Consider the following 26,985-nt stretch of genomic DNA (forward strand, 5'->3'; position numbering starts at 1 on the left):
ATTTCGGTCATGCGGGGCTGAACCGCACTGCAGCGATACCTTCCCGCCGCACCGCCTCTGCGAAATCCTCGACCGACGGAATGCCTCCGTCGCGAAACTTCAGGCCCATGGTCGTCTGCGCACGCCTGGGGCCGTAAGACTGTGCGAGCCGCTGCGCCAAATCGGCCACCACCCCCGGATCGGTGATGAGGTCGCCACGCATCTTCCGCGCCGTGTCTCTGTGCACCACCTCCGCGTCCGCGCCGTCCCGGAAATTGTTCTTCCACACCGTGTTGGCTATCGCGTAGAGTCCGCCGTCGATGTGGTGCGCGCTCACCGGGATCGAGAACTGCCGCCCGGATTTTCGGCCTCTGAAGTTCAGCACCATGAACTGATTACCCAACGGGCCGGCCAGCGGAGTACGCAACAGGAACCGCAGCGACGGGTTGAGAACGCGCATCAGTGCGCCGGGCGGATGCCCGGTGCTCACTGCGGGTATCTGATCTGTCATCCGCTCACGGTATGACGAATCGAGCGATCGCCGACCGGAATGCGCGCTAAAGGCCGCTCAGGTCGCCGCTGCGCAAACCGGGGTATGCCCCTGCCGCAATTTTCCGGGAGCGAAGATTCGCATCATGGCGACGAAGCACTGGGTGCGGGGGCACCATCGGGGTTGTGCCTTTCCCCCCCGACCGCGTCGCCTGCCGCAATACGCGATGATCAGGACAGCCAACGGAGTGTTCATCCGCGAGCGGCACGGAGGCCGACGAGATGTCTGAAGTCAAGTCTGCACCATCGAGTATCGCCGTCCTGACCAGCGGCGGTGACGCTGCTGGCATGAACGCGGCTGTGCGCGCGGTCGTCCTCACCGCTGCCCACCGGGGCATCGACGTGTTCGCTGTTCATGAGGGATATCACGGCCTCGTCACCGGCGGTGACCTCATTCGGCGCATGGAACCGTCTGCCGCCGATGGGATTTTGCACCTGGGCGGCACCGTCATCGGGACCGCTCGATCGAAGCGGTTCAGGACCCGCGAAGGCCGCCGCGAGGCCGCCCGCAACATGGTCGAGCGCGGAATCGACGCGCTCGTGGTGATCGGCGGCGACGGAAGTCTTGCCGGCGCCAACCTGTTCCGTCAGGAGTGGGCCGAGCTGCTCGCTGAACTGGTTGATGCCGGGACTATTACGCAGGACACGGCCGACCAACATCCCTTCCTGAGGCTTGCTGGTCTGGTTGGATCGATCGACAACGACATGTCGGGCACCGACATGACGGTCGGCGCTGACACCGCCTTGCACCGGATCATCGACGCATTGGACGCCCTGCACAGCACGGCGGCCAGCCACCAGCGCACATTCGTGGTCGAAGTGATGGGACGCAATTGCGGCTACCTCGCGCTGATGTCATCGCTGGCCACGGCGGCGAGTTGGGTCCTCATCCCGGAGCACCCGCCGAGCGCGGACTGGCGTGCGCAGATGTGTCGGGACATCAAGGCCGGCCGCTCCATCGGTCGTCGCCACAGCGTGGTCGTGGTCGCAGAGGGTGCGCGCGACCGGGACGGCATTCCGATCACCGCGGAGCAGGTTCGGACGCTGCTGGAGGACGAGCTCGGTGAGGACGTCAGAGTCACCGTGCTGGGGCATGTGCAACGTGGCGGCGTACCAAGCGCTTTCGACCGATACCTGGCCACGCAGTTCGGCTATCGCGCTGTGGAACGGCTGTTCGCCGACGAGCCACACGGACCCGCCCAGCTGATCGGGTTGCAGGGGAACCGGGTGATCACCTCGCCGCTGATGGAATGCGTCGCGCGCACGCAAGAGGTTGCCGAACGCGTGAAGTCACATGACTACGACGGCACGATGAAGCTGCGCGGCGGGAGTTTCGGAGAGTCATACCGGATTCTGCAGACGATCCAGCAGGCCGCGCCGCGAAACGACCCGGACCGAGGCTGTCGGATCGCGGTGGTACACGGCGGCGGACCGGCGCCTGGGATGAACGCTGCCGTGCGCGTCGCCGTTCGGATCGGTCTCGACCGGGGTTACACGATCCTTGCGGCCAACAACGGATTTGTTGGACTACGCGACGGTGACGTTCACGAGATGGGCTGGATGGACGTCAGCGGCTGGGTGTCGGAGGGAGGCGCCGAGATCGGCACCAATCGCTACGTTCCCGGGGCCGGTGCCATCGCTCAGATCGCCGAACAGATTGCGGCCCAACGAATCAACGGGCTCCTCGTGGCCGGCGGGTGGGCCGGCTACCGGGCCGCGTACGAGCTGCAGCGGCACCGGGACGAATACCCTGCTCTCGACATCCCGATCGTGTGTATGCCGATGACCATCAACAACGATGTGCCCGGAACCGAGTTGAGCATCGGCAGCGACACGGCGCTCAACAGCATTGTCGCCGATGTCGACAAGATACGGCGGTCAGCGGTCGCTACCCGGCGAGTCTTCGTAGTCGAAGTGATGGGCCACGACTGCGGGTTTCTCGCTCTGGTCGGCGGGTTGGCCACCGGCGCCGACCGGATCTACCTACCGGAAGACGGCATCACACTGGACGGCCTCACCGCCGATGTCCACGCCCTCACGGCCAGGTTCCGAGGTGGTAAGAGGGTTGGTTTGATTGTCCGCAGCGAAGGTTCCGATCGCGTCTACACCACGGAGTTCATCACGTCGCTGTTCCAAAAGGAAGGCGGAGGCCTGTTCGACGCCCGGGCGGAAACCCTCGGCCACGCCCAGGAAGGTGGCAACCCCTCGCCGTTCGACCGGATACAGACAACCATCATGACCGCACGCTGTATGGAATTCCTCTCCGAGCAGCTCGAAGCCGGCGGGCGGGCCAGCGCCATGATCGGATTCCAATCCGGCACACTGCGATTCACCGACCTCACTAGTTACCCGACGCTGATCGAGGAGAACGCACAGCGGCCCGCCGAGCAGCGCTGGATGGACAACCGTGACCTCGCCCTCGTCATGCGAGGCTGAGCCGACCGAACCGGAGGCGGGTATGGGAGAGCGCGACCTGTCGGTGGACTTCTACCGAGTGTCGGCGATAGGCCTTGTCGTGGTGGGGCATTGGCTCGTGGCCAACGCCACCTATTCCGACGGCGAGTTCGGCATGCTCAACGTGCTCGAGGAGATGCCGTGGACCCAGTGGCTGACGCTGTTCACCGTCGGCGCGGCCTTGGTCACGCTCACACCTGCCGATCGCGAAAGAACCACCGGCGGACGGTGAGTCGACTCCCAGCAAGCACGGCCAAGATCACGGCGAGCACCAAGGCCGGGCCCACGATCCACACGGGCCGGGTGAGCCACCACGCCGCAGTCGGCTCGCTCGACAATACGAATCCCGCTCGCTCATATAGCCACAAGAACACCACGAGCGCGGTCATGTGCCAGGTGAAGACGGGCATGGTCACGCCGTTGGCCGCCACCACCGCCCGCCAGGGTCCGCGGCGCTGCAGCCAGGCGTTGAGCCGAGGCCGGCCGAGCATCACCAGCCCGAGCTGGAAGGTGGCGAGCGCCGCGATCGGTGCCGTTGTCGGGAACATGTTGCTGGTGTCCTCGCCCTGCACGGCGACCATCGACCGCGAGTAGGGCCCGAACGTGGTCAGGACGACCAGTCCGGTGAAACCCGCAGCGGCCACCGCGGCTGCGAGTCGGCGGCCGCCGGCAATCAGCGTTCCGTCCCGCCAGAAGTAGCCGAGCTGGTGGCAGAACAGCCATACGCAGGCCGAACCGACCAGGCCCGGGGCCGGCCCGCCCCAATCCAGGCCGAGCCGCAGGAAATCGCAACCGAGGACCAGCGCGGCCAGGACCGCCAATACCCGCCAGCCCCAAGCCTGATGCAGGCGGGCCGTCAGCGGTACGGCGGCGACGACCCCGGCGTAGACGCCGATGAACCACAAGGGGACGAACACGACGATGCCCCACTCGAGTACACCGCGCCGACCGGTGGCCTGCACGATGAGATCGAAGACCAGCCAGACCGCCAGGAACGGTACGAGTGGTGTCAGCAGCCGTCGCATCCGCGCCCCGAGGAACTTCGCCGCACCGCCGCCCGCCCGGGTGACCGCCTCCCAACCCGCGAGGTTGGCGTAGCCGCCGACGAAGAAGAACACGGGCATCACCTGCAGCACCCACGTCGCCATCCATTTGCCCGGTACGTAGCCGATCGGATTGGGCATGACGAGCGCATAGTCGCCGTCCCAGTGGGTGATCGAAAGCGACCAATGCCACAGGACGACGACGCAGATGCTCGCCGCCCGTAAGAAGTCGACGACTCGATCGCGGCTGGCGGGTGTCGCGTCGACCAGCGCGTCGAGATCGGGCAGACCGCTTCGTCGGTTGTCGATCTTCGCCTCCACTTCCGATGTGACTACAGACCCAGCGACGTCTGCGCCTGCTTCAGGGTTGCCGCAGACGCCCGCAGGCCCGCGAGTTCGGGCTCCGAGAGGGACAGCTCGAGTACCTGACCGGCGCCCGCGGCGGTCACGACCGTCGGCAGTGACAGGCACACATCGCTGATCCCGTATACGCCGTTCTGCACGGTCGACACCGGCAGCACGCGGTGCTGGTCACCCAGGATCGCCTCGACGATTCGCGCGGTCGACAACCCGATGGCCAGGCTGGTCGCGCCCTTTCCGGCGATGATCTCGTAGGCGGCGTTGACGACGTCCGCCGAGATCTGGTTGCGCGTGGCTTCGTCGAACACCGCCGCGCCGCCGATGCGGAAATGCTCGGCAGGCACACCGCCGATCGACACGGTCGACCACAACGAGATCTGCGAGTCGCCGTGTTCGCCGACGATGTATCCGTGCACATTGGCGATGGCCAGATCGGCGCGCTCGGCAATGAGATAGCGAAACCTGCTGGAATCCAACACGGTCCCGGATCCGAAGATCCGTCCCGAGGGGATGTCGACTGAACGAACCGCCGCATAGGTGACGATGTCGACCGGATTGGTGACCAAGATGATGATCGCGTCGGGCGAGTGCTCGAGCAGTTGCGGGGTCAACGCCTGGGCCATCGCTACATTGCTGGTCGCGAGGTCCAGCCGGCTCTGGCCCTCATGCTGTTTGGCGCCGGCCGTGACGATCACGACCTTGGAACCGGCGGTGACGCCGACGTCGTCAGAACCGTTGATCGGGCAGTGCGGAACGAATTGGCTGCCGTGGTTCAGATCGAGCACTTCGGCGCGGAGCTTCTTGGCGTCGATGTCGTAGAGGCTCAGAGATCCCGCAGATCCGCGAATCAGGCAGGCATAGGCGATCGCGGTACCGACACCGCCCATACCGACGATGCTGACCTTAGTGGACCGTCCCCTCAATGACTCCGTCATAGCTCCATAGTTCGACGATGTCGCGTCGCGCGCGACGGTTCGGGCAGATTCGTCACCCAAGTGGCCACCACAACGGGATCACCACCATCGCGACCACGAACCACGCCATCATCGTGACAATGCCGAGCCGCCAGTAGTCGCTGAAACGATAACCACCAGGATGCATCACGATCATATTGGCCGGTGTCGCAATCGGAGTGAGTAACGATGCCGCTCCTGCGAGCGCCACCAGAATCAGCGTCGCCTGTACCGAGACACCGCTGTCGACCGCGGCCGCCACCGCGATCGGTATCACGACCAACACCGTGGCGACATTCGAGATGAACTGGCCGAGAAGCGCGGTGAGCACGAACAGCAGGCTCAGCAGTAAATATGGGCTGTGGCTTCCCACCACGTCGACGATCGGCGTGGCGATCTGCTCTGCGGCCCCGCTGGTCTGGATCGCCGTGGACAGCGGGATGAGCGCGCCGATGACGATGATCGTCTGCCACGGGATCGCGCGGTACACCAGGTCTGTCCGCACCACGCGCAACGCCACCATGGCCAGTGCAGCCAGCAAGGCCGCCCCGCCGGCGGCACGATCCCGGTCACGAGCAAAACGACCATCGCCGCAAGCACAGCAAGCGCTCGGGGCGCCGAGCGGTCCAGCGCGACGGTCTGCCGCCGTACGTCCTCGGTCGAATCGACGACCAGCATGCCGGAGGCGGTCAACCGGTCGATCGCGGACCATTGGCCACGCACCAGGATGGTGTCACCTTGGGACAGCTCGACGACACGTGCGTCGGCGTCGGCGTTCATTCGATGCACCGACAAAACGGTGACCCCGGCAACGGATAGTCCGGGAAAAGCCTTTGCGCCCAACCAGTTTGATCGAGGGGGGATCACCAGCTCCGCGAGTCCGCTGTCGCGGCCCAGCAGGTCGTCGTCGGGCCGGGTCACCACGTGCTCGATCGAGCAACCGGCGTGGTCGGCGAACGCGGCGACGATCTCGTCATCGCCTTCGACGACGAGCACGTCCCCGGGTTCCAGCCGGTGATGGTCGTCGGCGATCCGACCGCCGTGTGTCTGGGTGGTCACCAAGGTCAGCTGGTCACCGGCTGACGAGCCGGTGCCTGCGCCGTGCGCGGCGACGAGATCGCGCGCCGGCACTCTGACCGCTGCCGACCGCTCACCGACCGTCAACCGGAACAGGCGACGGTCCAAACCCCAATGGTCGACGATGCGCGGTAGGTAGTCACTGAAATCGCTGGGCAAGGTCGTCGACTCGCGGTCGGGCAGAAGCCGAGGGCCGAAAGCCACAGCCACCAGGATGGTCACCAGCACCAGCGGGACCCCGACGAGCGCGAACTCGAAATAGCCGAACCCGGGCCCCCCATAGGCGCGTGAGGCGTCGTAAACCAGCACATTGACCGGACTGCCGCCGAGCGTCAGCAGCGCTCCCGCGCTACAGCCGAATGCCAACGGGATCAACACCTTTGACGGTGGGATCCGGGCGCGGCGCGCCACCGCGGTAGTGACCGGTACCAACGCCGCGGCGGCACCGTTAACGGTGATGATTGCGCTGACCACTGCACCCAGCGCCAACACGGTGCTCACCAACCGGGTGTAAGCCCGTCCCGCCAATCGGGCCAGCGTCCCGCTGACCCAGGCCGTGACCCCGGACGCCTCCAGACCCTCGCTGACGACGAACAGTGATGCGATGAACACGATCACCGCGTCGCCGAACCCACTAAAGAGTGTTCTCGTGTCGATCAGTCCGGTGAAGTACAAAGTCAACGCGACACCGATCGCGACCACCTCGACCGGAAGCCGGTTCCAGATGAACAATGCGACGGCGACGCCGACGATCACCAGGCTCAGTGTGGCGTCGGACATGTGACCGTCTGGCTCGTGCCGGTTGTGGGGCGCTGACCGGCGATCGTCTCGGATCCGGCTTCGGTGGTGTCGGGGTCGATCAGTTCGGCGTGATGCACGATGTGTCGATTATCCCGACAATCACGTCAACGCGCCGCGAATTGCGCGAGCCGCCAGGCCCTCGGAGCTGCATCGACTCCCGAACCGGTCATGCTACGGCCGGGTGATGACGATAATGGCGCCATGACAACCCCTGCCGACCTTCGGGTTTCTCCCTGGGAATTGCGGTGGTCCGGCTTTGAGCTCGACTCGTTGCCCGACATCGAATCGATATTCGCCTTGTCGAACGGCCACATCGGGTTGCGTGGAACCCTCGACGAGGGTGAGCCGCTGGGTACACCCGGTACCTACTTGAACGGGTTCTACGAGAATCACGAATTGCCCTATGCCGAAGGCGGATACGGCTACCCCGAAGACGGCCAGACCGTCGTGAATGTGACCGACGGGAAGATCATTCAACTGTTCGTTCAGGATTCGCCGATGGACATGCGCTACGGCAGAGTGATCGAACACGAATACAGTCTGGATCTCCGCGCGGGCACACTGCGCCGCAACACCGTATGGGCCTCCCAGACAGGGCGGTGCGTACGGGTCAAGTCGGAGCGGCTGGTCTCCTTCGCCCAACGCGCCGTCGCCGCGATCCGCTACGAGGTCGAGCCGCTGGACTCGATGTTGGAACTGGTCGTGCAATCCGATCTGCTGGCCAACGAGGCGGTCGCGACCCCTGGTGACGACCCTCGGCTGGCGGCGGCACTGGATCGACCCCTGATTGCGAATTTCGCTGCGGCGACCGACAAGTCGGCAGTGCTGGTTCATCACACCAGGCGCTCGGGATTACGTGTGGCCGCCGGAATGGATCATCAGCTCGATGACATCCCGGGAAGCTCATGCGATATTCGGGCCGAAGAAGACCTCGCGCGGATGACCGTTGCCGTCGACCTGCCCAAGGGTCAGGTGCTGCGGATGACGAAGTTCCTCGCGTACGGATGGTCGAGCAGGCGCTCCACGCCGGCATTGCGCGCGCAGGTGGACGCCGGACTTGCGGCGGCAAAGCAGACCGGATGGGACAACCTGCTCAGACGGCAACGCGAGTACCTCGACTCCTTCTGGTCCCACGCAGACATCGAGATCGACGGGGATCCAGAACTCCAACACGCGATCCGGTTCGCGCTGTTTCAAGTGCTCCAGGCCGGCGCCCGAGGGGAGAGTCGACCCATATCGGCGAAGGGCCTGACGGGTACCGGCTACGGCGGGCACGCGTTCTGGGATACCGAGACCTACGTGCTGCCCGTGCTGACCCACACCATGCCGTAGGCGGCTGCGGCCGCTCTGCGCTGGCGGCATTCGACACTGGAGAAGGCTCAACGGCGCGCTGATGAACTCGCGCACAGCGGAGCCATGTTTCCGTGGCGGACGATCGACGGTGAAGAATGTTCCGGCTACTGGCCGGCGGGCACGGCGGCGGTCCACGTGACGGCCGACATCGCCTACGCGACGGCACAATACATCGCGGCGACCGGAGATCAGCAGTTCGAAAACGATTGCGGTGTGGAACTTCTCGTCGAAACCGCCCGCCTGTGGGTGAGCCTGGGCCACCATGATTCCACCGGGCAGTTCCGCATCGACGGCGTCACCGGACCCGACGAATACACGGCGCTGGTCGACAACAACCTGTTCACCAACCTCATGGCGCAGCACAATCTGACCGAAGCCGCCGATGTGTGTGAGAGGTGCCCGGCGGTCGCCCGCAGTCTCGGGGTCAGTGCCGAAGAAACCGCCCAATGGCGGGTCGCGGCGTCCAACATGGTGGTGCCGTTCAATCCCGATCTGGGAGTGCACGAGCAGTCGGAGAGCTTCACCCGGATGGCGCTGTGGGACTATGCCGCGACGTCTGCCACCGACTATCCACTTCTGCTGCACTATCCGTACTTCGAGCTGTATCGCACTCAGGTGATCAAGCAGGCGGACCTCACGCTGGCGATGTATCTGCGGGGTGACGCCTTCACCGAGGAAGAGAAGCTCCGCAACTTCGAGTACTACGAAGCGTTGACCGTCCGTGACTCGTCCTTGTCGGCTTCCGCGCAGGGGGTGATCGCCGCAGAGGTCGGCTACCTGCAGCTCGCTTACGATTACCTCGTCGAAACCGCATTCATCGATCTGCACAATCTGCACGGCAATGTCTCCAGCGGTCTGCATATCGCCGCGCTCGCCGGAACATGGCTCGTCTGCGTGGCCGGGTTCGGTGGAATGCGTTGTCGCGGTATGGAGTTGACCTTTGCGCCCGCACTTCCGAACGCGCTGAATCGCATGAAGTTCACAATTCTCTGGCGCGGCAGTTGCCTGTCGGTGGAGATGACCGCTTCTGAAGTCACATATCGACTCCAATCGGGTGACCCGGTTCAACTCACCCACTATGGGCAGGCGTTGACGGTCGGTGACGAACCCGTCAACGTGCCGATCAAGAATCCGGCCCAACGGGGAGTAGTGGAATTCCCCGCGAATCGCGCGCCGTACCGACGAGCGTGAGTCGAGCGGTCCCGTTGACCGGATCGCCGCACGAAGTGGCTAGAGCGATCCGAGATCGTCGGGCACGTCGACCGCGTGTTCGCGCAGGGCTTCGAGCGAGATGACCTCGAGCGTGCGTTCATGTGTCGACGCCAGCACCACCGGCGCGGCGAAGCCGTCCTGGTAGGCCTTCAACCAGTTCACCGCGGTGACGCACCAGCGGTCGCCCGGCCGCAGACCGGGAAAGCGGTACTCCGGTCGCGGGGTGGACAGGTCGTTGCCGATGGACCGCTGGTGCCCGAGGAACTCCGCCGTCACCACCGCGCAGATGGTGTGGCTCCCCAGATCCTCGGGCCCGGTCGAGCAGCACCCGTCCCGGTAGAAGCCGGTCATCGGGTCAGAACTGCACGGCTGGAGCGGCTCGCCGAGCACATTGAGTTCAGCCACAAGTCGTCCATCGTTTTGGAGGGTCCTAATATTCAGTAATACCCGAACGTATTCGAACCAACGAGGAGCATCCGGCATGGCCGCGCTCAGGACTGGCGACGGATTTCCCGACATCGTCGTAACCGCTGTCGCCTCGACGACAGCGTTGGCCACCGACGCCGAAGAGACCTGGCAGCTGCTACAGCAGGGTCGAAGCGGCATCCGGGCGCTCGACAAGTGGTTCGTCGACGAGTTCGACTCGCCGGTCCGTATCGGGGGCGCGATCCTCGAGGATCTCGACGAGCACCTGGACCGGGTCGAACGGCGCCGGACGTCATACATGCAGAAGATGTCCACCGTGCTGAGCCGCAGGCTCTGGGAGATAGCAGGCAATCCCGACGTCGACACCCGGAGGCTGGCGGTGTCGGTCGGGCTCGCGCTCGGCAGCACCGAGGAGATCCCGCTCCAGCACGATCTTTGGCGACAGAAGGGCCTGCGCGCCGTGTCGCCGCTGACCATCCAGATGTACATGCCCAACGGGGCGGCCGCCGCGGTGGGACTGGACCGGAAGGCGAAGGCGGGCATCATCTCGCCGGTGATGGCCGACGCCTCGGGTGCCGCGGCCATCGCGCAGGGCTGGCGACACCTCATCCTCGGCGAGGCCGACATGGTGATCTGCGGCGGGGTGGAGACCCACATCGAGGCGGTGCCGATCGCGGCGTTCAGCCTGCAGGGGCTGCTGTCGACCAGCAACGACGACCCCGCAGGCGCCTGCCGACCCTTCGACAAGGACCGCGACGGCATGGTGTTCGGCGAGGGCGGCGCGTTGATGATCATCGAAACCGAGGAGCACGCCAAGGCGCGCGGTGCGAAACCGCTGGCCCGGCTGATGGGCGCGGCCATGACCTCGGACGCCTATGACTTCACCGAGCCCGATCCCCACGGTGAGCGCGCCAGCGACGCGATCACCCGGGCGATCGAACTGGCCGGCCTGACGGCCACCGACATCGACCACATCAACGCGCACGCCACCGGGACCGTGCACGGGGATCTGGCCGAGGCCAGGGCCATCCGCAACGCGCTGGGCGACCATTCGCCCGCGGTGTACGCGCCGAAGGCGGCGTTAGGGCATTCCCTGGGGTCCGCAGGGGCGATCGAGGCCGTGTTGACGGCTCAGGCGCTGCGCGACGGGGTCGTTCCGCCCACGCTCAACCTCAAGGACCTCGACCCGCAGATCGACCTCGACGTGGTCGCCGAGAGCCCGCGCCGCGGCGACTACCGCTACGCGGTCACCAACTCGTTCGGGCTCGGCGGCTACAACGTCTCGTTGGTTTTCGGCGCCTACTAGCGGCTATTTGGTCAGCGTGAACTGTCCGACGTAGCTGACGTTGCGCGAGAAGAAGTCCGAGCAGCCGCGCAGGTACTTCATGTAGCGGTCGTAGACCTCCTGCGACGTCGCCGCGATCGCCTGATCCTTGGCGGCCTCCAGCTTCTCGGCCCACGTGTCGAGGGTGCGGACGTAGTGCGGGGTCATGTCGTCGAACTCGGCGACGGTGAAGCCGGCATTCCCCGCGAACTCGTAGACGTCCTCGTCGCACGGCACGGCGCCACCGGGGAAGATCTCCTTGGCGATGAACCGCATGAACTTCAGGTCCGACATCACGATCGGGATCCCCAACTCGGGCCAGCGCTTGAGCGGGTGGCCCATGATCGTCTGCAGCACCATCCGGCCGTCGGCGGGCATGACGCGGTGGCAGGTGTCGAAGAACGCCTTGTACTTCGTCTTGGGCCACGCCTCGAACGCCTCGATGGACACGATGCGGTCGACCGGCTCGTCGAACTCCTCCCAGCCCTTGAGCAGCACCCGCCGGGAGCGTTCCGTGTCGACAGCATCGAGGATCTGCTGACCGAGCGCGTGCTGGTTGCGGCTCAGTGTCAGCCCGACCACGTTGACGTCATAGGTCTCGATCGCGCGCTTCATCACCGAAGCCCAGCCGCAGCCGATGTCGAGCAGCGTCATCCCGGGTTGCAGGTCGAGCTTGCGCAGCGCCCGGTCGATCTTGGCGTACTGGGCCTCCTCGAGGGACATGTCGTCACGCTCGTAGAACGCACAGCTGTAGGTCCGCGTCGGATCCTGAAACAGGCCGAAGAAGTCGTTCGAGAGGTCGTAGTGGGCTTGAACGTCCTCGTACGCCACCTTCATCGTCGTCCCCGAACTATCCGACATATTCCTTTGGCCTCCTATGCGGCTACGCGACCCCGACGACCCCGTAACGACCAAGCTTTATATCGCACTTTTCCTAAACCGGCTAAGCAGCCGCCTTCTCGCACGTGAACTGGGCGACGTCGGTGTAGCCGTCCCGGAAAAGGTCGGCACAGCCGGTCAGGTATTTGCGGAAGCGCTCGTAGATCTCCTCGGAGGTGATCTCGATGGCCTCGTCCTTCTTCGCCTCCAGGTTTGCTGCCCAGGTATCGAGCGTCTTGACGTAGTGCGATTGCAGGTGCTGCTCACGGGTGACCGTGTAGCCGGCCTTGTTTGCGTGCTCGCGCACCATCGAGGCCAGTGGCAAACGTCCGCCGGGATAGATCTCGTCCATGATGAACTTGATGAATCTCACTCGGGACATCGTCAGCGGCAGGCCCTTCGCCTTGATCTCCTCGTCCTCGGGAATGATGATCGTGTGTAGCATCATCACGCCGTCGTCGTCGGGCATCCAGTTGAAGGTCTTCTTGAAGTAGTCGTCGTACTTGTTGAAGCCGAAGTGCTCGAATGCGCCGATCGAGACGATCCGGTCGACCCGGCCCTCGAATTCCTCCCACGGCTGCAGCCGGACTTCCATCTTCCGGTCGCTCTTGATGTTGGCGAACCGGTTCTCCTCGATGTGGCGCTTCTGGTTCTCGCTCAGCGTGAGGCCGATGACGTTGACGTCGTACTTCTCCACGGCCCGCTGGATCGTCGAACCCCAACCGCAGCCGATGTCGAGCAGCGTCATTCCGGGCTTGAGGCCCAGCTTGCCCAGTGACAGGTCGACCTTCGCGAGCTGCGCCTGCTCCAGCGTGTAGTCGTCCTTCTCGAAGTAGGCGCAGCTGTAGGTCTGCGACGGGTCCTGCCAGAGCTTGAAGAACTCATTGGAGATGTCGTAGTGGAACTGGACTTCCTTCTTGTCCGACCCGCGGGTCTGCGATGCGGATTTGGACAGCCATTTCGACTGCGCCTGGTCTGTCGAGCTCTGCTGTGTATCTGAGGTTCCCACCACGGTCCACCCTTAGAAACTGATCGAGGGACGAATATTCGACTATCGCGCAGTTTTCTTCGACACGATGGTGAAACAGTACCTCCGACCATTGAGGTGGTGATGGGCGGCACACGACATCGGGGCTAGATTTTCGAGGTCCGCGTCATCCAGCGCATCACCTGCCAACCGACGAACACCGGCAGCCAGATCGTCACCACCCGATAGAGCAGAACCGAGGGCACGGCGACCGCGGCGGGCATGCCGAACGCCGCCAGTCCGCCGATCAGCGCCGCCTCGACTGCGCCGATCCCGCCTGGCGTCGGTGCGGCCGAGGCCAGGGTCCCGCCGACCATCGTCACCACGGTGACAGTGATGAACGACGTGTCGCCGCCGAAGGCCTCGATCGCCGCCCACAGTGCGAACGCGTTGCCCAGCGTCGTCGCCGCACAACCGGCCATGATGATCGCCAAGCGCCGGGGCTCGCGAGCCAGTGCGATGAGGTGTCCGACCATCTCCTCCAGCCGCGGCCGCACCGCCGTCGACAGCCACCGTCGCAGCTTCGGCACCAACAGAAACGTCCCGACCAGGCCGAGCAGCACCCCGCCGATCAGGTACAGCAGCGTCACGTTGGGAACGAATCGCGACAGGTCCGCCGATACGCCGGCCGCCGTGGAGAAGAAGATGAGCAACCCCAGGTGGGTGATGACCTGGACCGACTGCTGCAGCGCCACTGCGGTGGTGGCGCGCATCGGGCTCACACCGCCCTTCTGCAGATACCGCGCGGACAGCGCCAGCCCGCCCACTCCCGCGGGCGTCGTGGTGGCGGCGAACTTGTTGGCCACCTGCATGACGATGAGCCCCCACAGGCTGACCAACCCATCGGCACACGCCCAAAGTGCCGCAGCGGCACCGAGATACGTCAGGCTCGTGGCGGCCAGGCCGAGTAGTGCCCACCACCAGTTCGCGGTGCGCAGTTCGGTGACGAACGTCGGCACCGAGGACAGGAACGGATACGCGACGTAGACCAGCGCGGCCAGCAGTACCAGCTGGATCACCTGGCTGCGGGTGAACCGCGTGACGGTCTCGGTGCGGATCTCGTCCACGCGGGTCTGACGCTTCACCTCGTCGCGCACGGTGGAGATGACGGCCTTGGCGTCGGTCACGGAGTTGCGGATGCGCATCGGCATCGCGGCCATGGTCAACCGCCGCGACGCGGTCAGCACCGCCTCGTTGCCGAACGCGTCGATCGCGGCCCGCACCGCTGAACCCGCGTCGTAGAGATGCGTCGTCGTCACCAGAAGTTGGGCGATGTCGCTGCGCAACTGGGCGTCGGTGGCGCCGTACTCGGCGTTGTCGAATCCGCCGAACAGCACCGCGTCACCGTCGACGGTGATCTCGCTGCTCCGCAGGTCGCCATGCGAGATCTGGCAGTCGTGCAGGTCGCGCAGCGACTCCCACACCCGGCCGACGGGTATCGAGTCGGTGCACTCGCTGATCGGGATTCCGCGGGGCGGGGTGTGGGCGTACAGCGTCCAGCCCCGGTCCAGCGCGGCGACGGCGATCGTCGAGGCGTTGGCGATCTTGAGCTCGCCGATCGCGATGGCCATCAACGCGCGGTGCTCGACGAGGCGTCTCATCGACGCGTGCAGCGGCGCGGTCTCCCGGTCGCGCAACCGCACCTTGCGCCACAGCTGCAGCAGCACGCCGCCGCCGCGCTGGTGCGGTCCGTACAGTTCCATCACCGCGGCGGCCTGCTGGTCTTGGCAGGTGGCGGTGAGCACGAGTGGTCCGGCGCCGGCGGGGCGCACCACCTGCAAGCCGGTGACGACGCAACCGCGCCGTGCCATCGCCCGCACCGCTCCGTCGAGGGGCACCTCCAGCCCCGGGGTCCCGACGACCAGCACCACCAGGGCCCCGACGAACCACCCGGCGGCCAGCCCCATGAGCGAGCGGGCCGGCACCACCGCGCTGACCACCAGGTGAATCGGCACGAACGCCAGCAGCAGCGTCCACCACCAGCGCCGCCATCGGGCAGGCAGCCAGGGCCCGGAGACGGTGAGCACCGCGGCGAGCATCGCGATCCAGCGCGGGTCGTCGACGAATTGGGAGGCGAACGTGTCGAGGCGCCCGGACAGGTCGAAGTGCCAGCGCGGCGCCGTCAGCCCCAGGCCGCTGATCGACAAGGCGGAGCCGGCGATGACGGCCGCGGCCGCATAGGCGCCGAGCAGCTTCCACTGCCGCGACAGGATCAGGCTGACCAGGATGACGAACGGCAGCGCGACGATCGCGATGCCGTAGACGAGGTAGACCAGGTTGGCCTGGGTCGGCGTCAGAACCGCGACGATCTCGGAGATCGAGCGTTCCAGCGCCACCCACTCGTTGCGGGTGATCAGCGAACCGGTGATGACGACCGCGAGGAGCAAGGCGGCCAGCACGACGCGGACGATGTCGTTGGTCCGCCTCGTCAAAGGCTGCAGCAGGCTGCCGGAGACGGCGATATCCCGTCCGTCAACGCGCATGTATCAACGATCTTCTCCGGTCGGGGGTCACGTCGGTAGCGACCCGCCGTCAACATAGCCGCTGACCCGTGGAAAGCGGCTCATTGGCCGACCGGGACCGCGAAGTCAGATCGCGTACTGCCTCGGCTCGTGCTGCACGGAGATCCAGTGCTCGGTGGTGAATTCGTCGACGGCCCACTGGCCGCCGAAGCGACCGATCCCGGATGCCTTCTCCCCGCCGAACGCCGTGTTGGCGTCGTCGTTGACCGGCGCGTCGTTGACGTGGGTCATCCCGGTGTCGATACGACGGGCGAAGCGCACCGCGCGTTCGACGTCGCGGCTGAAGACCGCCGACGACAGCCCGTATTCGGTGGCGTTGGCCAGCCGAAGCGCTTCCTCGTCGCCATCGGCCCGGACCACCGTCATCACCGGCCCGAAGACCTCCTCGCGGGCGGTCGCCACGTCGTTGGAGCCGGTGAGGATGTGCGGTGGCAGGCACTGGCCGGTCGGGCCGAAGGGATCGCCGCCGGTCAGCAGGGAGGCGCCGTCGCCGCGGGCGCGATCGAGCTTGTCCTGGATCGACTCGACCTGTGAGCTGTTGATGATCGGGCCGAGGTCGGTCTGTGGATCGCGCGGATCGCCGACGCGCAGCTGTTTGGTCCGGTCGACGAAACGGTCGAGAAACTCGTCGAACACGCGGGCGTCGACGATCGTCCGGTTGCCGATCATGCAGATCTGGCCTTGATGGAAGAAGGAGCCGAACACCGCGGCCCGCACGGCGAGGTCGAGATCGGCGTCGTCGAGCACGACGATGGGACCATTGCCGCCGAGTTCGAGCGCGGTGCGCTTGATCCCGGCCTTGGCCGCGATGCCTTCGCCGACGGGTGTGGAGCCGGTGAACGAGACGACGCGCGGGGTCGGGTGCGCCACGATCGCGTCACCGATCTCCGAGCCCGAACCGATGACCACGGACAACAGGCCCGGCGGCAGCCCGGCCTCCTCGAAGATCCGCGCGAGCAGCAGCCCGCCGGTCACCGGGGTGTCGCCCGCGGGTTTGAGCACCACCGCGTTGCCGACGGCGAGCGCGGGCGCCACCGAGCGGTTCGACAGCTGCATCGGGAAGTTCCACGGCGAGATCACCGCCACGACGCCGACGGGCTCGCGGTAGATGCGGCTCTCCTTGCCGGGGATGTCCGAGGGCATGATCTTGCCCTCGACGTGGTGGGGCATCGACGCGGCCTCCCACAGCACCGAGCGCACCAGGCTCCATTCGAGTTCGGCCTTGGCGAGGGTGCCGCCGGTCTCGCGGACCAACCAGCCGGTGATCTCGTCCTTGCGGGCGCCCATCACGTCTGCGGCGTCGCGCATCACCTGAGCGCGGGCCATGGGCGGTTGCGCCGCCCAATCCCGTTGCGCTTCTTCGGCGATCGCGTACGCCTGATCGAGATCGTCGGCGTCGGCCTGGGGGATCTCGGTCAGCACATCGCCGGTGTAGGGGTCGGTGTCCTGCCGGGTCTCGCCGGACGAGCCGGCACGCCACTGCTTGCCGATCGGCATGGTGTCGAAGTCGGGATAGGCGCTCATGAGATTTGGATCGCGATCTTGGTGTGGGGGCTGTCGGCCTGTGCCTGCCATGCGCGCGGAGCCTCGTCGAGGGGGTAGCGCTCGGTGTCGACGCGGATGCGCCCGGCCGCGGCGTGCCCGGTGAGTTCGTCGTATCCCGCGCGCATCACGTCGGCACCCATCAGGTTGTTGTTGTGCCCGATGTGGGTGCGGCCCATCAGCTTGGCAAAGGGGGCGGCGGCGGTCGCTCCCGCGCCCTGCCCGACCGTGATCAGTGTCGCCCCGACGGTGGACGCGTCGAGCGCGGCAAGGAACGGATCGCCGTACACCATGTCGATGACGACGTCGTAGCCGTCGCCGGATTCGTTCATCAGCGCCTCGGGGTCGTCATCCTGTCCGAGTCGGACCACCGCGTCGGCGCCGAGTTCACGCACCTCCTCCAGTGCGTCTGGGTTGCGACCGGCGCCAACGACATGCTTCGCGCCGAGCAGCTTGGCGGCCTGCACCGCGATGCGGCCCACCACGCCGGTGGCGCCGAGCACCAGCACGGACTTGCCGTCGGACACGTCGGCGTGCCGGGTCAGCGGCAGCCAGGCGGCCAGTCCCGCTATCCCGAGCGCCACGGCGAGGTCGTCGTCGAGAGCGTCGGGGATGGGAAACGTCAGCGCGGGATCGACGCGGCACCGCTGGGCCCACGACCCGAACGGTTCAGGTGGCGAGTCGAAATACACGCGGTGACCGTCGGTGGTGGTGCCGACACCTTCTTTGCCCACAACCGAAGGCGTCACGGGTTCGCCCATCGCGCCGGATGCGAGGGCCAGGTCGACCGGATTGCAGCCGGCGAGGCGAACGTCGACGACTTCGGTCTCGGGGCCGTCGGGTTCGTCGAATTCCCTGACCGTCGGTGTCTTGCCGGGCGCTTCGAGCACGGCGGCGCGCATGGGGCTCCTTCCGTTGGGTTCACGATCGGGCTACCCGGTGTAGGCGGTGTTATGCGTGGCGTTCGACCGAACGGTTGGCGGTCGGCTGTTCCATATCGCGCGTCCCGCTCGTACTCTATTAGGCATGAGTACAACAACGACGACGGCGCTGCCGCCGGGTCCTCGGCTCCCGTCGTTCGCACTGCTGTTGCTGATGATGCGGTGGTGGCCGCAGATCGTGTCGATATGCCAACGCCGCTACGGCAACGTGTTCACGCTGACCAATTCCATGGTGGGCTCGATGGTCTATCTCTCCGATCCCGCCGACATCAAGACGGTGTTCGCCGGAGACCCGCGGATTTACCATGCCGGCGAAGCGAATTCGATGCTGGCGGGACTCTTGGGGGACAGCTCGGTGCTCGTTGTCGACGACGAAGTGCACCGCGAGCGCCGCCGACTGATGATGGCGCCGTTCCACCGTGACGCGGTGGCGCGTCAAGCCGACGTGATGGCCGAGATCGCGGCGGAGAACATCGCCGGTTGGCCGGTCGGCAGGCCGTTCTCGGTGGCGCCGAAGATGTCGGAGATCACCCTCGAGGTGATCCTGCGGACCGTGATCGGCGCCAGCGATCCGCAACGGCTGGCGGCGCTGCGCGAGGTGATGCCGCAACTGCTGAATGTCGGGCCGTGGGCGTCGGTGGCGATCGCCAAACCCAAGCTGTTGAGACATCGACTCTGGCAGCGGTTGCGCCGCAACATGGATCGCGCCGACCAACTCTTGTATGCCGAGATCGCGGACCGTCGCGCCGATCCGGACCTCGCCGAGCGCACCGATGCACTGGCGATGCTGGTACGTGCGGGGGTCGACGACGGCGCCGGGATGAGCGATCGAGAATTGCGCGATCAACTGATCACGCTGCTGGTCGCCGGACATGACACCACCGCGACAGGGTTGTCCTGGGCCCTGGAGCGGTTGACCCGCAATCCGGATGTGTTGTCAAAGGCTGTGCGGGCGGCGGAATCCGGTGACGACGAGTATCTGGACGCGATCGCCAAGGAGACGCTGCGGATCCGCCCGGTCGTTCCCGATGTCGGCCGAATCCTCACCGAGCCGGTGGAGATCGCCGGCTATCGGCTACCCGCGGGGGTGATGGTGGTTCCGAGCATCACGCTGGTGCACGACGATGCCGCTATCTATCCCGAGCCTGACCGGTTCGATCCGGATCGCATGGTCGGCGCGACGCTGAGCCCGACGACGTGGTTGCCGTTCGGCGGCGGCAATCGCCGTTGTCTCGGTGCGGGATTCGCGATGGTGGAGATGCGCGTGGTGCTCCGTGAAGTGCTGCGGCGCGTCGAGCTGGCGACCACCACCTCTGCAGGCGAGCGGCAGAAGCTCAAGCACGTGATCATGACACCGCATCGCGGTGCGCGAATCACGGTGTTGGCGAGTAAGATTGACGCGTCGACGGCAGCGGATCAAGCTGCATCAAGATCCGCCACCGCCGACACGTCACCCGCGACGCAGAACTGATCAGGGGATGTCGGTGGCGGGCACGCTGCCGCAACCGACTCCGGGAATGCACCCGGCGGCGCCTTGCGGTCCGGCGACACCGGACGGTCCGCCGGGGATGGCGCCCGCGGCACCTTCGGGTCCGGCTGTGCCACCCGGGCCGCCGGGGATGGCGCCCGTCGCGCCTTGCGGTCCGGCCGCGCCCGCGGGGCCGCCGGGGATCGCGCCCGCGGCACCTTCGGGTCCGGCCACACCGGCCGGCCCACCGGGGATCGCACCCGCGGCGCCCTCGGGTCCGGCCACACCGGCCGGTCCGCCGGGAACAGCACCGGCCGCGGCCGGTGCTGTTCCCGGCGGACCGGCCGGTGTGGCCGGACCCGAGGGCGCCGCGGGTGCGATCCCCGGTGGGCCGGCCGGTGTGGCCGGACCCGAAGGTGCCGCGGGCGCGATCCCCGGCGGCCCCGCGGGCGCGGCCGGACCGCAAGGCGCGACGGGCGCCATCCCCGGCGGCCCGGGTGGCACAGCCGGACCCGAAGGTGCCGCGGGCGCCATCCCCGGCGGACCGTCCGGTGTCGCCGGACCGCAAGGCGCCGCCGGGTGCATTCCCGGAGTCGGTTGCGGCAGCGTGCCCGCCACCGACATCCCCTGATCAGTTCTGCGTCGCGGGTGACGTGTCGGCGGTGGCGGATCTTGATGCAGCTTGATCCGCTGCCGTCGACGCGTCAATCTTACTCGCCAACACCGTGATTCGCGCACCGCGATGCGGTGTCATGATCACGTGCTTGAGCTTCTGCCGCTCGCCTGCAGAGGTGGTGGTCGCCAGCTCGACGCGCCGCAGCACTTCACGGAGCACCACGCGCATCTCCACCATCGCGAATCCCGCACCGAGACAACGGCGATTGCCGCCGCCGAACGGCAACCACGTCGTCGGGCTCAGCGTCGCGCCGACCATGCGATCCGGATCGAACCGGTCAGGCTCGGGATAGATAGCGGCATCGTCGTGCACCAGCGTGATGCTCGGAACCACCATCACCCCCGCGGGTAGCCGATAGCCGGCGATCTCCACCGGCTCGGTGAGGATTCGGCCGACATCGGGAACGACCGGGCGGATCCGCAGCGTCTCCTTGGCGATCGCGTCCAGATACTCGTCGTCACCGGATTCCGCCGCCCGCACAGCCTTTGACAACACATCCGGATTGCGGGTCAACCGCTCCAGGGCCCAGGACAACCCTGTCGCGGTGGTGTCATGTCCGGCGACCAGCAGCGTGATCAGTTGATCGCGCAATTCTCGATCGCTCATCCCGGCGCCGTCGTCGACCCCCGCACGTACCAGCATCGCCAGTGCATCGGTGCGCTCGGCGAGGTCCGGATCGGCGCGACGGTCCGCGATCTCGGCATACAAGAGTTGGTCGGCGCGATCCATGTTGCGGCGCAACCGCTGCCAGAGTCGATGTCTCAACAGCTTGGGTTTGGCGATCGCCACCGACGCCCACGGCCCGACATTCAGCAGTTGCGGCATCACCTCGCGCAGCGCCGCCAGCCGTTGCGGATCGCTGGCGCCGATCACGGTCCGCAGGATCACCTCGAGGGTGATCTCCGACATCTTCGGCGCCACCGAGAACGGCCTGCCGACCGGCCAACCGGCGATGTTCTCCGCCGCGATCTCGGCCATCACGTCGGCTTGACGCGCCACCGCGTCACGGTGGAACGGCGCCATCATCAGTCGGCGGCGCTCGCGGTGCACTTCGTCGTCGACAACGAGCACCGAGCTGTCCCCCAAGAGTCCCGCCAGCATCGAATTCGCTTCGCCGGCATGGTAAATCCGCGGGTCTCCGGCGAACACCGTCTTGATGTCGGCGGGATCGGAGAGATAGACCATCGAGCCCACCATGGAATTGGTCAGCGTGAACACGTTGCCGTAGCGGCGTTGGCATATCGACACGATCTGCGGCCACCACCGCATCATCAGCAACAGCAGTGCGAACGACGGGAGCCGAGGACCCGGCGGCAGCGCCGTCGTCGTTGTTGTACTCATGCCTAATAGAGTACGAGCGGGACGCGCGATATGGAACAGCCGACCGCCAACCGTTCGGTCGAACGCCACGCATAACACCGCCTACACCGGGTAGCCCGATCGTGAACCCAACGGAAGGAGCCCCATGCGCGCCGCCGTGCTCGAAGCGCCCGGCAAGACACCGACGGTCAGGGAATTCGACGAACCCGACGGCCCCGAGACCGAAGTCGTCGACGTTCGCCTCGCCGGCTGCAATCCGGTCGACCTGGCCCTCGCATCCGGCGCGATGGGCGAACCCGTGACGCCTTCGGTTGTGGGCAAAGAAGGTGTCGGCACCACCACCGACGGTCACCGCGTGTATTTCGACTCGCCACCTGAACCGTTCGGGTCGTGGGCCCAGCGGTGCCGCGTCGATCCCGCGCTGACGTTTCCCATCCCCGACGCTCTCGACGACGACCTCGCCGTGGCGCTCGGGATAGCGGGACTGGCCGCCTGGCTGCCGCTGACCCGGCACGCCGACGTGTCCGACGGCAAGTCCGTGCTGGTGCTCGGCGCCACCGGCGTGGTGGGCCGCATCGCGGTGCAGGCCGCCAAGCTGCTCGGCGCGAAGCATGTCGTTGGCGCCGGTCGCAACCCAGACGCACTGGAGGAGGTGCGTGAACTCGGCGCCGACGCGGTGGTCCGACTCGGACAGGATGACGACCCCGAGGCGCTGATGAACGAATCCGGCGACGGCTACGACGTCGTCATCGACATGGTGTACGGCGATCCGTTCCTTGCCGCGCTCGACGCGTCCACCGTCGGGGCGACACTGATCACGGTCGGGCAGGGCGCGGGAGCGACCGCCGCCGCCCCCTTTGCCAAGCTGATGGGCCGCACCCACATCGGGCACAACAACAACCTGATGGGTGCCGACGTGATGCGCGCGGGATACGACGAACTCACCGGGCACGCCGCGGCCGGGCGCATCCGCGTCGACACCGAGCGCTACCCCCTCGACGAGGCTCCGCGCGCATGGCAGGCACAGGCCGACAGCCCCCACACCAAGATCGCGATCCAAATCTCATGAGCGCCTATCCCGACTTCGACACCATGCCGATCGGCAAGCAGTGGCGTGCCGGCTCGTCCGGCGAGACCCGGCAGGACACCGACCCCTACACCGGCGATGTGCTGACCGAGATCCCCCAGGCCGACGCCGACGATCTCGATCAGGCGTACGCGATCGCCGAAGAAGCGCAACGGGATTGGGCGGCGCAACCGCCCATGGCCCGCGCTCAGGTGATGCGCGACGCCGCAGACGTGATGGGCGCCCGCAAGGACGAGATCACCGGCTGGTTGGTCCGCGAGACCGGCGGCACCCTCGCCAAGGCCGAACTCGAATGGAGCCTGGTGCGCTCGGTGCTGTGGGAGGCCGCGTCGATGCCCCACCACGTCGAGGGCAAGATCATGCCCTCGGACATCCCCGGCAAGGAGAGCCGCATCTACCGCGAGCCCGTCGGCGTCGTGGCGGTGATCTCGCCGTGGAACTTCCCGATGCAGCTGTCGAACCGCTCGGTGGCGCCCGCGCTCGCCGTCGGCAACGCGGTGGTGCTCAAACCCGCGGGCGACACCCCGGTGACCGGCGGGCTGCTGCTCGCGCGGATCTTCGAGGAGGCCGGGCTGCCGCCGGGCCTGTTGTCCGTGGTCATCGGTTCGGGCTCGGAGATCGGTGACGCGATCGTGGCGCACCCGACCCCGCGCGTCGTCTCGTTCACCGGCTCCACACCCGTCGGCGAAGGCATCGCGGCCAAGGCCGGGATCAAGCGCACCGCGCTCGAACTCGGCGGCAATGGTCCCATCGTCGTGCTCGACGACGCCGATCTCGACCTCGCCGTGCGGGCCGCGGTGTTCGGCTCCTTCTTCCATCAAGGCCAGATCTGCATGATCGGCAACCGGACGATCGTCGACGCCCGCGTGTTCGACGAGTTTCTCGACCGTTTCGTCGACCGGACCAAACAGCTGCGCGTCGGCGATCCGCGCGATCCACAGACCGACCTCGGCCCGATCATCAACAGCTCACAGGTCGAGTCGATCCAGGACAAGCTCGATCGCGCCCGCGGCGACGGCGCCTCCCTGCTGACCGGCGGCGATCCCTTCGGCCCGACCGGCCAGTGCCTGCCACCGCACATCCTCACCGGCTCCAACGACGTGGCGACCGCCCGCGAGGAGGTCTTCGGGCCGGTGATGACGGTGGTCCGGGCCGATGGCGACGAGGAAGCGCTTCGGCTGGCCAACGCCACCGAATACGGGCTGTCGTCGGCGGTCTTCAGCCGCGACGTCGAACGCGCGGTGCGCTTCGCCCGTCGTATCGACACCGGGATGACCCACGTCAACGACGCGCCGGTCAACGACGACGCCAACACGGCGTTCGGCGGGGAGAAGGCATCCGGGATCGGTCGCTTCGGCGGCCAGTGGGCCGTCGACGAATTCACCACCGAGCACTGGATCTCCGTGCAGCACGAGCCGAGGCAGTACGCGATCTGACTTCGCGGTCCCGGTCGGCCAATGAGCCGCTTTCCACGGGTCAGCGGCTATGTTGACGGCGGGTCGCTACCGACGTGACCCCCGACCGGAGAAGATCGTTGATACATGCGCGTTGACGGACGGGATATCGCCGTCTCCGGCAGCCTGCTGCAGCCTTTGACGAGGCGGACCAACGACATCGTCCGCGTCGTGCTGGCCGCCTTGCTCCTCGCGGTCGTCATCACCGGTTCGCTGATCACCCGCAACGAGTGGGTGGCGCTGGAACGCTCGATCTCCGAGATCGTCGCGGTTCTGACGCCGACCCAGGCCAACCTGGTCTACCTCGTCTACGGCATCGCGATCGTCGCGCTGCCGTTCGTCATCCTGGTCAGCCTGATCCTGTCGCGGCAGTGGAAGCTGCTCGGCGCCTATGCGGCCGCGGCCGTCATCGCCGGCTCCGCCTTGTCGATCAGCGGCCTGGGGCTGACGGCGCCGCGCTGGCACTTCGACCTGTCCGGGCGCCTCGACACGTTCGCCTCCCAATTCGTCGACGACCCGCGCTGGATCGCGATGCTCGCCGCGGTGCTCACCGTCTCCGGGCCCTGGCTGCCTGCCCGATGGCGGCGCTGGTGGTGGACGCTGCTGCTGGCGTTCGTGCCGATTCACCTGGTGGTCAGCGCGGTGGTGCCGGCCCGCTCGCTCATGGGGCTGGCCGCCGGGTGGTTCGTCGGGGCCCTGGTGGTGCTGGTCGTCGGGACCCCGGGGCTGGAGGTGCCCCTCGACGGAGCGGTGCGGGCGATGGCACGGCGCGGTTGCGTCGTCACCGGCTTGCAGGTGGTGCGCCCCGCCGGCGCCGGACCACTCGTGCTCACCGCCACCTGCCAAGACCAGCAGGCCGCCGCGGTGATGGAACTGTACGGACCGCACCAGCGCGGCGGCGGCGTGCTGCTGCAGCTGTGGCGCAAGGTGCGGTTGCGCGACCGGGAGACCGCGCCGCTGCACGCGTCGATGAGACGCCTCGTCGAGCACCGCGCGTTGATGGCCATCGCGATCGGCGAGCTCAAGATCGCCAACGCCTCGACGATCGCCGTCGCCGCGCTGGACCGGGGCTGGACGCTGTACGCCCACACCCCGCCCCGCGGAATCCCGATCAGCGAGTGCACCGACTCGATACCCGTCGGCCGGGTGTGGGAGTCGCTGCGCGACCTGCACGACTGCCAGATCTCGCATGGCGACCTGCGGAGCAGCGAGATCACCGTCGACGGTGACGCGGTGCTGTTCGGCGGATTCGACAACGCCGAGTACGGCGCCACCGACGCCCAGTTGCGCAGCGACATCGCCCAACTTCTGGTGACGACGACGCATCTCTACGACGCGGGTTCAGCGGTGCGGGCCGCGATCGACGCGTTCGGCAACGAGGCGGTGCTGACCGCGTCGCGGCGGTTGACCATGGCCGCGATGCCGATGCGCATCCGCAACTCCGTGACCGACGCCAAGGCCGTCATCTCCACCGTGCGCGACGAGGTGAAGCGTCAGACCCGCGTGGACGAGATCCGCACCGAGACCGTCACGCGGTTCACCCGCAGCCAGGTGATCCAGCTGGTACTGCTGGCCGCGCTGGTCTACGTCGCGTATCCGTTCCTGTCCTCGGTGCCGACGTTCGTCACCGAACTGCGCACCGCGAACTGGTGGTGGGCACTACTCGGCCTGGCCGCCACGAGCCTGACGTATCTCGGTGCCGCTGCGGCACTTTGGGCGTGTGCCGATGGGTTGGTCAGCCTGTGGGGGCTCATCGTCATGCAGGTGGCCAACAAGTTCGCCGCCACCACGACGCCCGCGGGAGTGGGCGGGCTGGCGCTGTCCGCGCGGTATCTGCAGAAGGGCGGTGTGAGCCCGATGCGCGCCACCACCGCAGTGGCGCTGCAGCAGTCGGTCCAGGTCATCACCCACCTGGGGTTGCTCATCTTCTTCTCCACGGCGGCCGGCGTATCGGCGGACCTGTCGCGATTCGTTCCCAACGTGACGCTGCTGTACCTGATCGGCGGGGTGCTGCTCGGCCTGGTCGGGACGTTTCTGTTGGTGCCGAAGCTGCGACGGTGGCTGTCGACGGCGGTGCGGCCGCGGCTGGAGGAGATGGTCGGACACCTCATCGCACTGGCTCGCGAGCCCCGGCGCTTGGCGATCATCATGGCCGGTTGTGCGGCGACGACGCTGGGCAACGCGTTCGCACTGTGGGCGGCGATCGAGGCCTTCGGCGGCGACACGTCGTTCATCACTGTCACCGTGGTGACGATGGTCGGCGGGACCCTGGCCTCGGCCGCACCGACGCCAGGCGGGATCGGCGCAGTCGAGGCGGCGCTGATCGGCGGACTGGCGGCGTTCGGCATGCCCGCCGCGGTCGCCGTGCCCTCGGTTCTGCTCTATCGGGTGGTGACGATCTGGCTGCCGGTGTTCGTCGGTTGGCAGGTGATGCGCTGGATGACGCGGACCTCGAAAATCTAGCCCCGATGTCGTGTGCCGCCCATCACCACCTCAATGGTCGGAGGTACTGTTTCACCATCGTGTCGAAGAAAACTG

At 66.8% G+C, this 26,985-nt stretch carries 20 protein-coding genes and 2 pseudogenes; 9 read left to right on the plus strand and 13 right to left on the minus strand.

The window, feature by feature from the left end:
* Positions 1-7 precede the first annotated feature (7 nt).
* Positions 8-490 carry a hypothetical protein gene (locus AU072_RS12530; RefSeq protein WP_064414093.1) on the minus strand — a complete coding sequence of 161 codons (483 nt, stop codon included), beginning with the start codon at positions 488-490 and terminating at the stop codon, positions 8-10.
* 260 nt (positions 491-750) lie between these two features.
* Here AU072_RS12530 and AU072_RS12525 point away from each other — a divergent pair, with 260 nt between their 5' ends.
* Both AU072_RS12525 and AU072_RS12520 read left to right on the plus strand, forming a co-directional pair.
* Positions 751-2,964 (plus strand): 6-phosphofructokinase, encoded by a 2,214-nt coding sequence (locus AU072_RS12525; protein ID WP_064414094.1) that lies wholly within the window; start codon positions 751-753, stop codon positions 2,962-2,964.
* Positions 2,965-2,986: 22 nt separating this feature from the next.
* Positions 2,987-3,214 carry a hypothetical protein gene (locus tag AU072_RS12520; protein ID WP_064414095.1) on the plus strand — a complete coding sequence of 76 codons (228 nt, stop codon included), beginning with the start codon at positions 2,987-2,989 and terminating at the stop codon, positions 3,212-3,214.
* Here the strand turns inward: AU072_RS12520 and AU072_RS12515 are convergent.
* The 4 genes and pseudogenes from AU072_RS12515 to AU072_RS28985 form a co-directional block, all read right to left on the minus strand.
* Entirely contained in the window at positions 3,174-4,346 is a 1,173-nt protein-coding gene (locus tag AU072_RS12515; protein ID WP_064414096.1) for an acyltransferase family protein, read from the minus strand. The two genes, AU072_RS12520 and AU072_RS12515, sit on opposite strands and share 41 nt — an antisense overlap.
* An 11-nt stretch (positions 4,347-4,357) precedes the next feature.
* Positions 4,358-5,320 (minus strand): L-lactate dehydrogenase, encoded by a 963-nt coding sequence (locus AU072_RS12510; RefSeq protein WP_064414097.1) that lies wholly within the window; start codon positions 5,318-5,320, stop codon positions 4,358-4,360.
* Between the two features lie 52 nt (positions 5,321-5,372).
* Positions 5,373-6,050, minus strand: a complete 678-nt coding sequence (locus tag AU072_RS28595) for an SLC13 family permease (protein ID WP_328586864.1) — start codon at positions 6,048-6,050, stop codon at positions 5,373-5,375.
* Positions 5,948-7,195 (minus strand): annotated as a pseudogene (locus tag AU072_RS28985) (SLC13 family permease); the annotation flags it as partial. The gene AU072_RS28595 and the pseudogene AU072_RS28985, both read right to left, overlap by 103 nt.
* Before the next feature lie 222 nt (positions 7,196-7,417).
* Between AU072_RS28985 and AU072_RS12500 the strand changes: the two are divergent.
* Positions 7,418-9,760 (plus strand): annotated as a pseudogene (locus tag AU072_RS12500) (glycoside hydrolase family 65 protein).
* A 39-nt stretch (positions 9,761-9,799) separates the two neighbouring features.
* Here AU072_RS12500 and AU072_RS12495 read toward each other — a convergent pair.
* Complete coding sequence (locus AU072_RS12495; protein ID WP_064414098.1) at positions 9,800-10,186, minus strand: DUF2237 family protein; 387 nt, start codon at positions 10,184-10,186, stop codon at positions 9,800-9,802.
* Between the two features lie 76 nt (positions 10,187-10,262).
* Here AU072_RS12495 and AU072_RS12490 point away from each other — a divergent pair, with 76 nt between their 5' ends.
* Positions 10,263-11,513, plus strand: coding sequence for a KasA/KasB family beta-ketoacyl-ACP synthase (locus AU072_RS12490; RefSeq protein WP_064414099.1), 1,251 nt, complete (start codon positions 10,263-10,265; stop codon positions 11,511-11,513).
* A gap of 3 nt (positions 11,514-11,516) precedes the next feature.
* Here AU072_RS12490 and AU072_RS12485 read toward each other — a convergent pair whose 3' ends face one another.
* The 5 genes from AU072_RS12485 to AU072_RS12465 form a co-directional block, all read right to left on the minus strand.
* Complete coding sequence (locus tag AU072_RS12485) at positions 11,517-12,392, minus strand: cyclopropane mycolic acid synthase family methyltransferase (protein ID WP_165595615.1); 876 nt, start codon at positions 12,390-12,392, stop codon at positions 11,517-11,519.
* A gap of 82 nt (positions 12,393-12,474) precedes the next feature.
* Positions 12,475-13,422, minus strand: coding sequence for a cyclopropane mycolic acid synthase family methyltransferase (locus AU072_RS28460; RefSeq protein ID WP_064414101.1), 948 nt, complete (start codon positions 13,420-13,422; stop codon positions 12,475-12,477).
* A gap of 122 nt (positions 13,423-13,544) precedes the next feature.
* The gene (locus tag AU072_RS12475; RefSeq protein WP_064414102.1) at positions 13,545-15,920 is read right to left on the minus strand and encodes a lysylphosphatidylglycerol synthase transmembrane domain-containing protein; all 2,376 of its coding nucleotides are present in this window, start codon (positions 15,918-15,920) and stop codon (positions 13,545-13,547) included.
* 105 nt (positions 15,921-16,025) lie between these two features.
* On the minus strand, positions 16,026-17,483 hold the full coding sequence (locus AU072_RS12470; RefSeq protein ID WP_064414103.1) for an aldehyde dehydrogenase family protein: 1,458 nt from the start codon (positions 17,481-17,483) through the stop codon (positions 16,026-16,028).
* Positions 17,480-18,403: a quinone oxidoreductase family protein gene (locus AU072_RS12465; RefSeq protein ID WP_064414104.1), complete on the minus strand. Its 924-nt coding sequence runs from the start codon at positions 18,401-18,403 to the stop codon at positions 17,480-17,482. The genes AU072_RS12470 and AU072_RS12465 overlap by 4 nt, the downstream gene beginning before the upstream one ends.
* Before the next feature lie 124 nt (positions 18,404-18,527).
* On the opposite strand from AU072_RS12465, the gene AU072_RS12460 reads away from it, so the two are divergent.
* Positions 18,528-19,913 (plus strand): cytochrome P450, encoded by a 1,386-nt coding sequence (locus AU072_RS12460; RefSeq protein WP_064414105.1) that lies wholly within the window; start codon positions 18,528-18,530, stop codon positions 19,911-19,913.
* Here the strand turns inward: AU072_RS12460 and AU072_RS27985 are convergent, their stop codons facing one another.
* A complete protein-coding gene (locus AU072_RS27985) occupies positions 19,914-20,195 on the minus strand; it encodes a hypothetical protein (protein WP_064414106.1) in 282 nt (93 codons plus the stop codon).
* A 64-nt stretch (positions 20,196-20,259) separates the two neighbouring features.
* On the opposite strand from AU072_RS27985, the gene AU072_RS27980 reads away from it, so the two are divergent.
* Positions 20,260-20,541 carry a hypothetical protein gene (locus AU072_RS27980; RefSeq protein WP_064414106.1) on the plus strand — a complete coding sequence of 94 codons (282 nt, stop codon included), beginning with the start codon at positions 20,260-20,262 and terminating at the stop codon, positions 20,539-20,541.
* Here the strand turns inward: AU072_RS27980 and AU072_RS12445 are convergent, their stop codons facing one another.
* Positions 20,542-21,927 (minus strand): cytochrome P450, encoded by a 1,386-nt coding sequence (locus AU072_RS12445; protein WP_064414105.1) that lies wholly within the window; start codon positions 21,925-21,927, stop codon positions 20,542-20,544.
* Between the two features lie 124 nt (positions 21,928-22,051).
* On the opposite strand from AU072_RS12445, the gene AU072_RS12440 reads away from it, so the two are divergent.
* The 3 genes from AU072_RS12440 to AU072_RS12430 all read left to right on the plus strand — a co-directional run bounded on the left by AU072_RS12440 (position 22,052) and on the right by AU072_RS12430 (position 26,910).
* Entirely contained in the window at positions 22,052-22,975 is a 924-nt protein-coding gene (locus AU072_RS12440) for a quinone oxidoreductase family protein (RefSeq protein WP_064414104.1), read from the plus strand.
* Positions 22,972-24,429 (plus strand): aldehyde dehydrogenase family protein, encoded by a 1,458-nt coding sequence (locus AU072_RS12435; RefSeq protein ID WP_064414103.1) that lies wholly within the window; start codon positions 22,972-22,974, stop codon positions 24,427-24,429. The genes AU072_RS12440 and AU072_RS12435 overlap by 4 nt, the downstream gene beginning before the upstream one ends.
* 105 nt (positions 24,430-24,534) lie before the next feature.
* The gene (locus AU072_RS12430) at positions 24,535-26,910 is read left to right on the plus strand and encodes a lysylphosphatidylglycerol synthase transmembrane domain-containing protein (RefSeq protein WP_064414102.1); all 2,376 of its coding nucleotides are present in this window, start codon (positions 24,535-24,537) and stop codon (positions 26,908-26,910) included.
* Positions 26,911-26,985: the final 75 nt, after the last annotated feature.

It is taken from the genome of Mycolicibacterium novocastrense (assembly GCF_001499835.1).
Taxonomy (GTDB): Bacteria; Actinomycetota; Actinomycetes; order Mycobacteriales; family Mycobacteriaceae; genus Mycobacterium; species Mycobacterium novocastrense.

What these genes read in the sequence shown, in the direction of transcription:
- AU072_RS12475 (WP_064414102.1), bottom strand. Translation starts at nt 15,920, where the DNA reads ATGCGCGTTGACGGACGGGATATCGCCGTCTCCGGCAGCCTGCTGCAG.
- AU072_RS12485 (WP_165595615.1), bottom strand. Translation starts at nt 12,392, where the DNA reads ATGTCGGATAGTTCGGGGACGACGATGAAGGTGGCGTACGAGGACGTT.
- AU072_RS12435 (WP_064414103.1), top strand. Translation starts at nt 22,972, where the DNA reads ATGAGCGCCTATCCCGACTTCGACACCATGCCGATCGGCAAGCAGTGG.
- AU072_RS12490 (WP_064414099.1), top strand. Translation starts at nt 10,263, where the DNA reads ATGGCCGCGCTCAGGACTGGCGACGGATTTCCCGACATCGTCGTAACC.
- AU072_RS12460 (WP_064414105.1), top strand. Translation starts at nt 18,528, where the DNA reads ATGAGTACAACAACGACGACGGCGCTGCCGCCGGGTCCTCGGCTCCCG.
- AU072_RS12440 (WP_064414104.1), top strand. Translation starts at nt 22,052, where the DNA reads ATGCGCGCCGCCGTGCTCGAAGCGCCCGGCAAGACACCGACGGTCAGG.
- AU072_RS12465 (WP_064414104.1), bottom strand. Translation starts at nt 18,403, where the DNA reads ATGCGCGCCGCCGTGCTCGAAGCGCCCGGCAAGACACCGACGGTCAGG.
- AU072_RS12520 (WP_064414095.1), top strand. Translation starts at nt 2,987, where the DNA reads ATGGGAGAGCGCGACCTGTCGGTGGACTTCTACCGAGTGTCGGCGATA.
- AU072_RS12470 (WP_064414103.1), bottom strand. Translation starts at nt 17,483, where the DNA reads ATGAGCGCCTATCCCGACTTCGACACCATGCCGATCGGCAAGCAGTGG.
- AU072_RS12525 (WP_064414094.1), top strand. Translation starts at nt 751, where the DNA reads ATGTCTGAAGTCAAGTCTGCACCATCGAGTATCGCCGTCCTGACCAGC.
- AU072_RS28595 (WP_328586864.1), bottom strand. Translation starts at nt 6,050, where the DNA reads ATGGTCCGCGATCGACCGGTTGACCGCCTCCGGCATGCTGGTCGTCGA.
- AU072_RS12430 (WP_064414102.1), top strand. Translation starts at nt 24,535, where the DNA reads ATGCGCGTTGACGGACGGGATATCGCCGTCTCCGGCAGCCTGCTGCAG.
- AU072_RS12445 (WP_064414105.1), bottom strand. Translation starts at nt 21,927, where the DNA reads ATGAGTACAACAACGACGACGGCGCTGCCGCCGGGTCCTCGGCTCCCG.
- AU072_RS12510 (WP_064414097.1), bottom strand. Translation starts at nt 5,320, where the DNA reads ATGACGGAGTCATTGAGGGGACGGTCCACTAAGGTCAGCATCGTCGGT.
- AU072_RS12530 (WP_064414093.1), bottom strand. Translation starts at nt 490, where the DNA reads ATGACAGATCAGATACCCGCAGTGAGCACCGGGCATCCGCCCGGCGCA.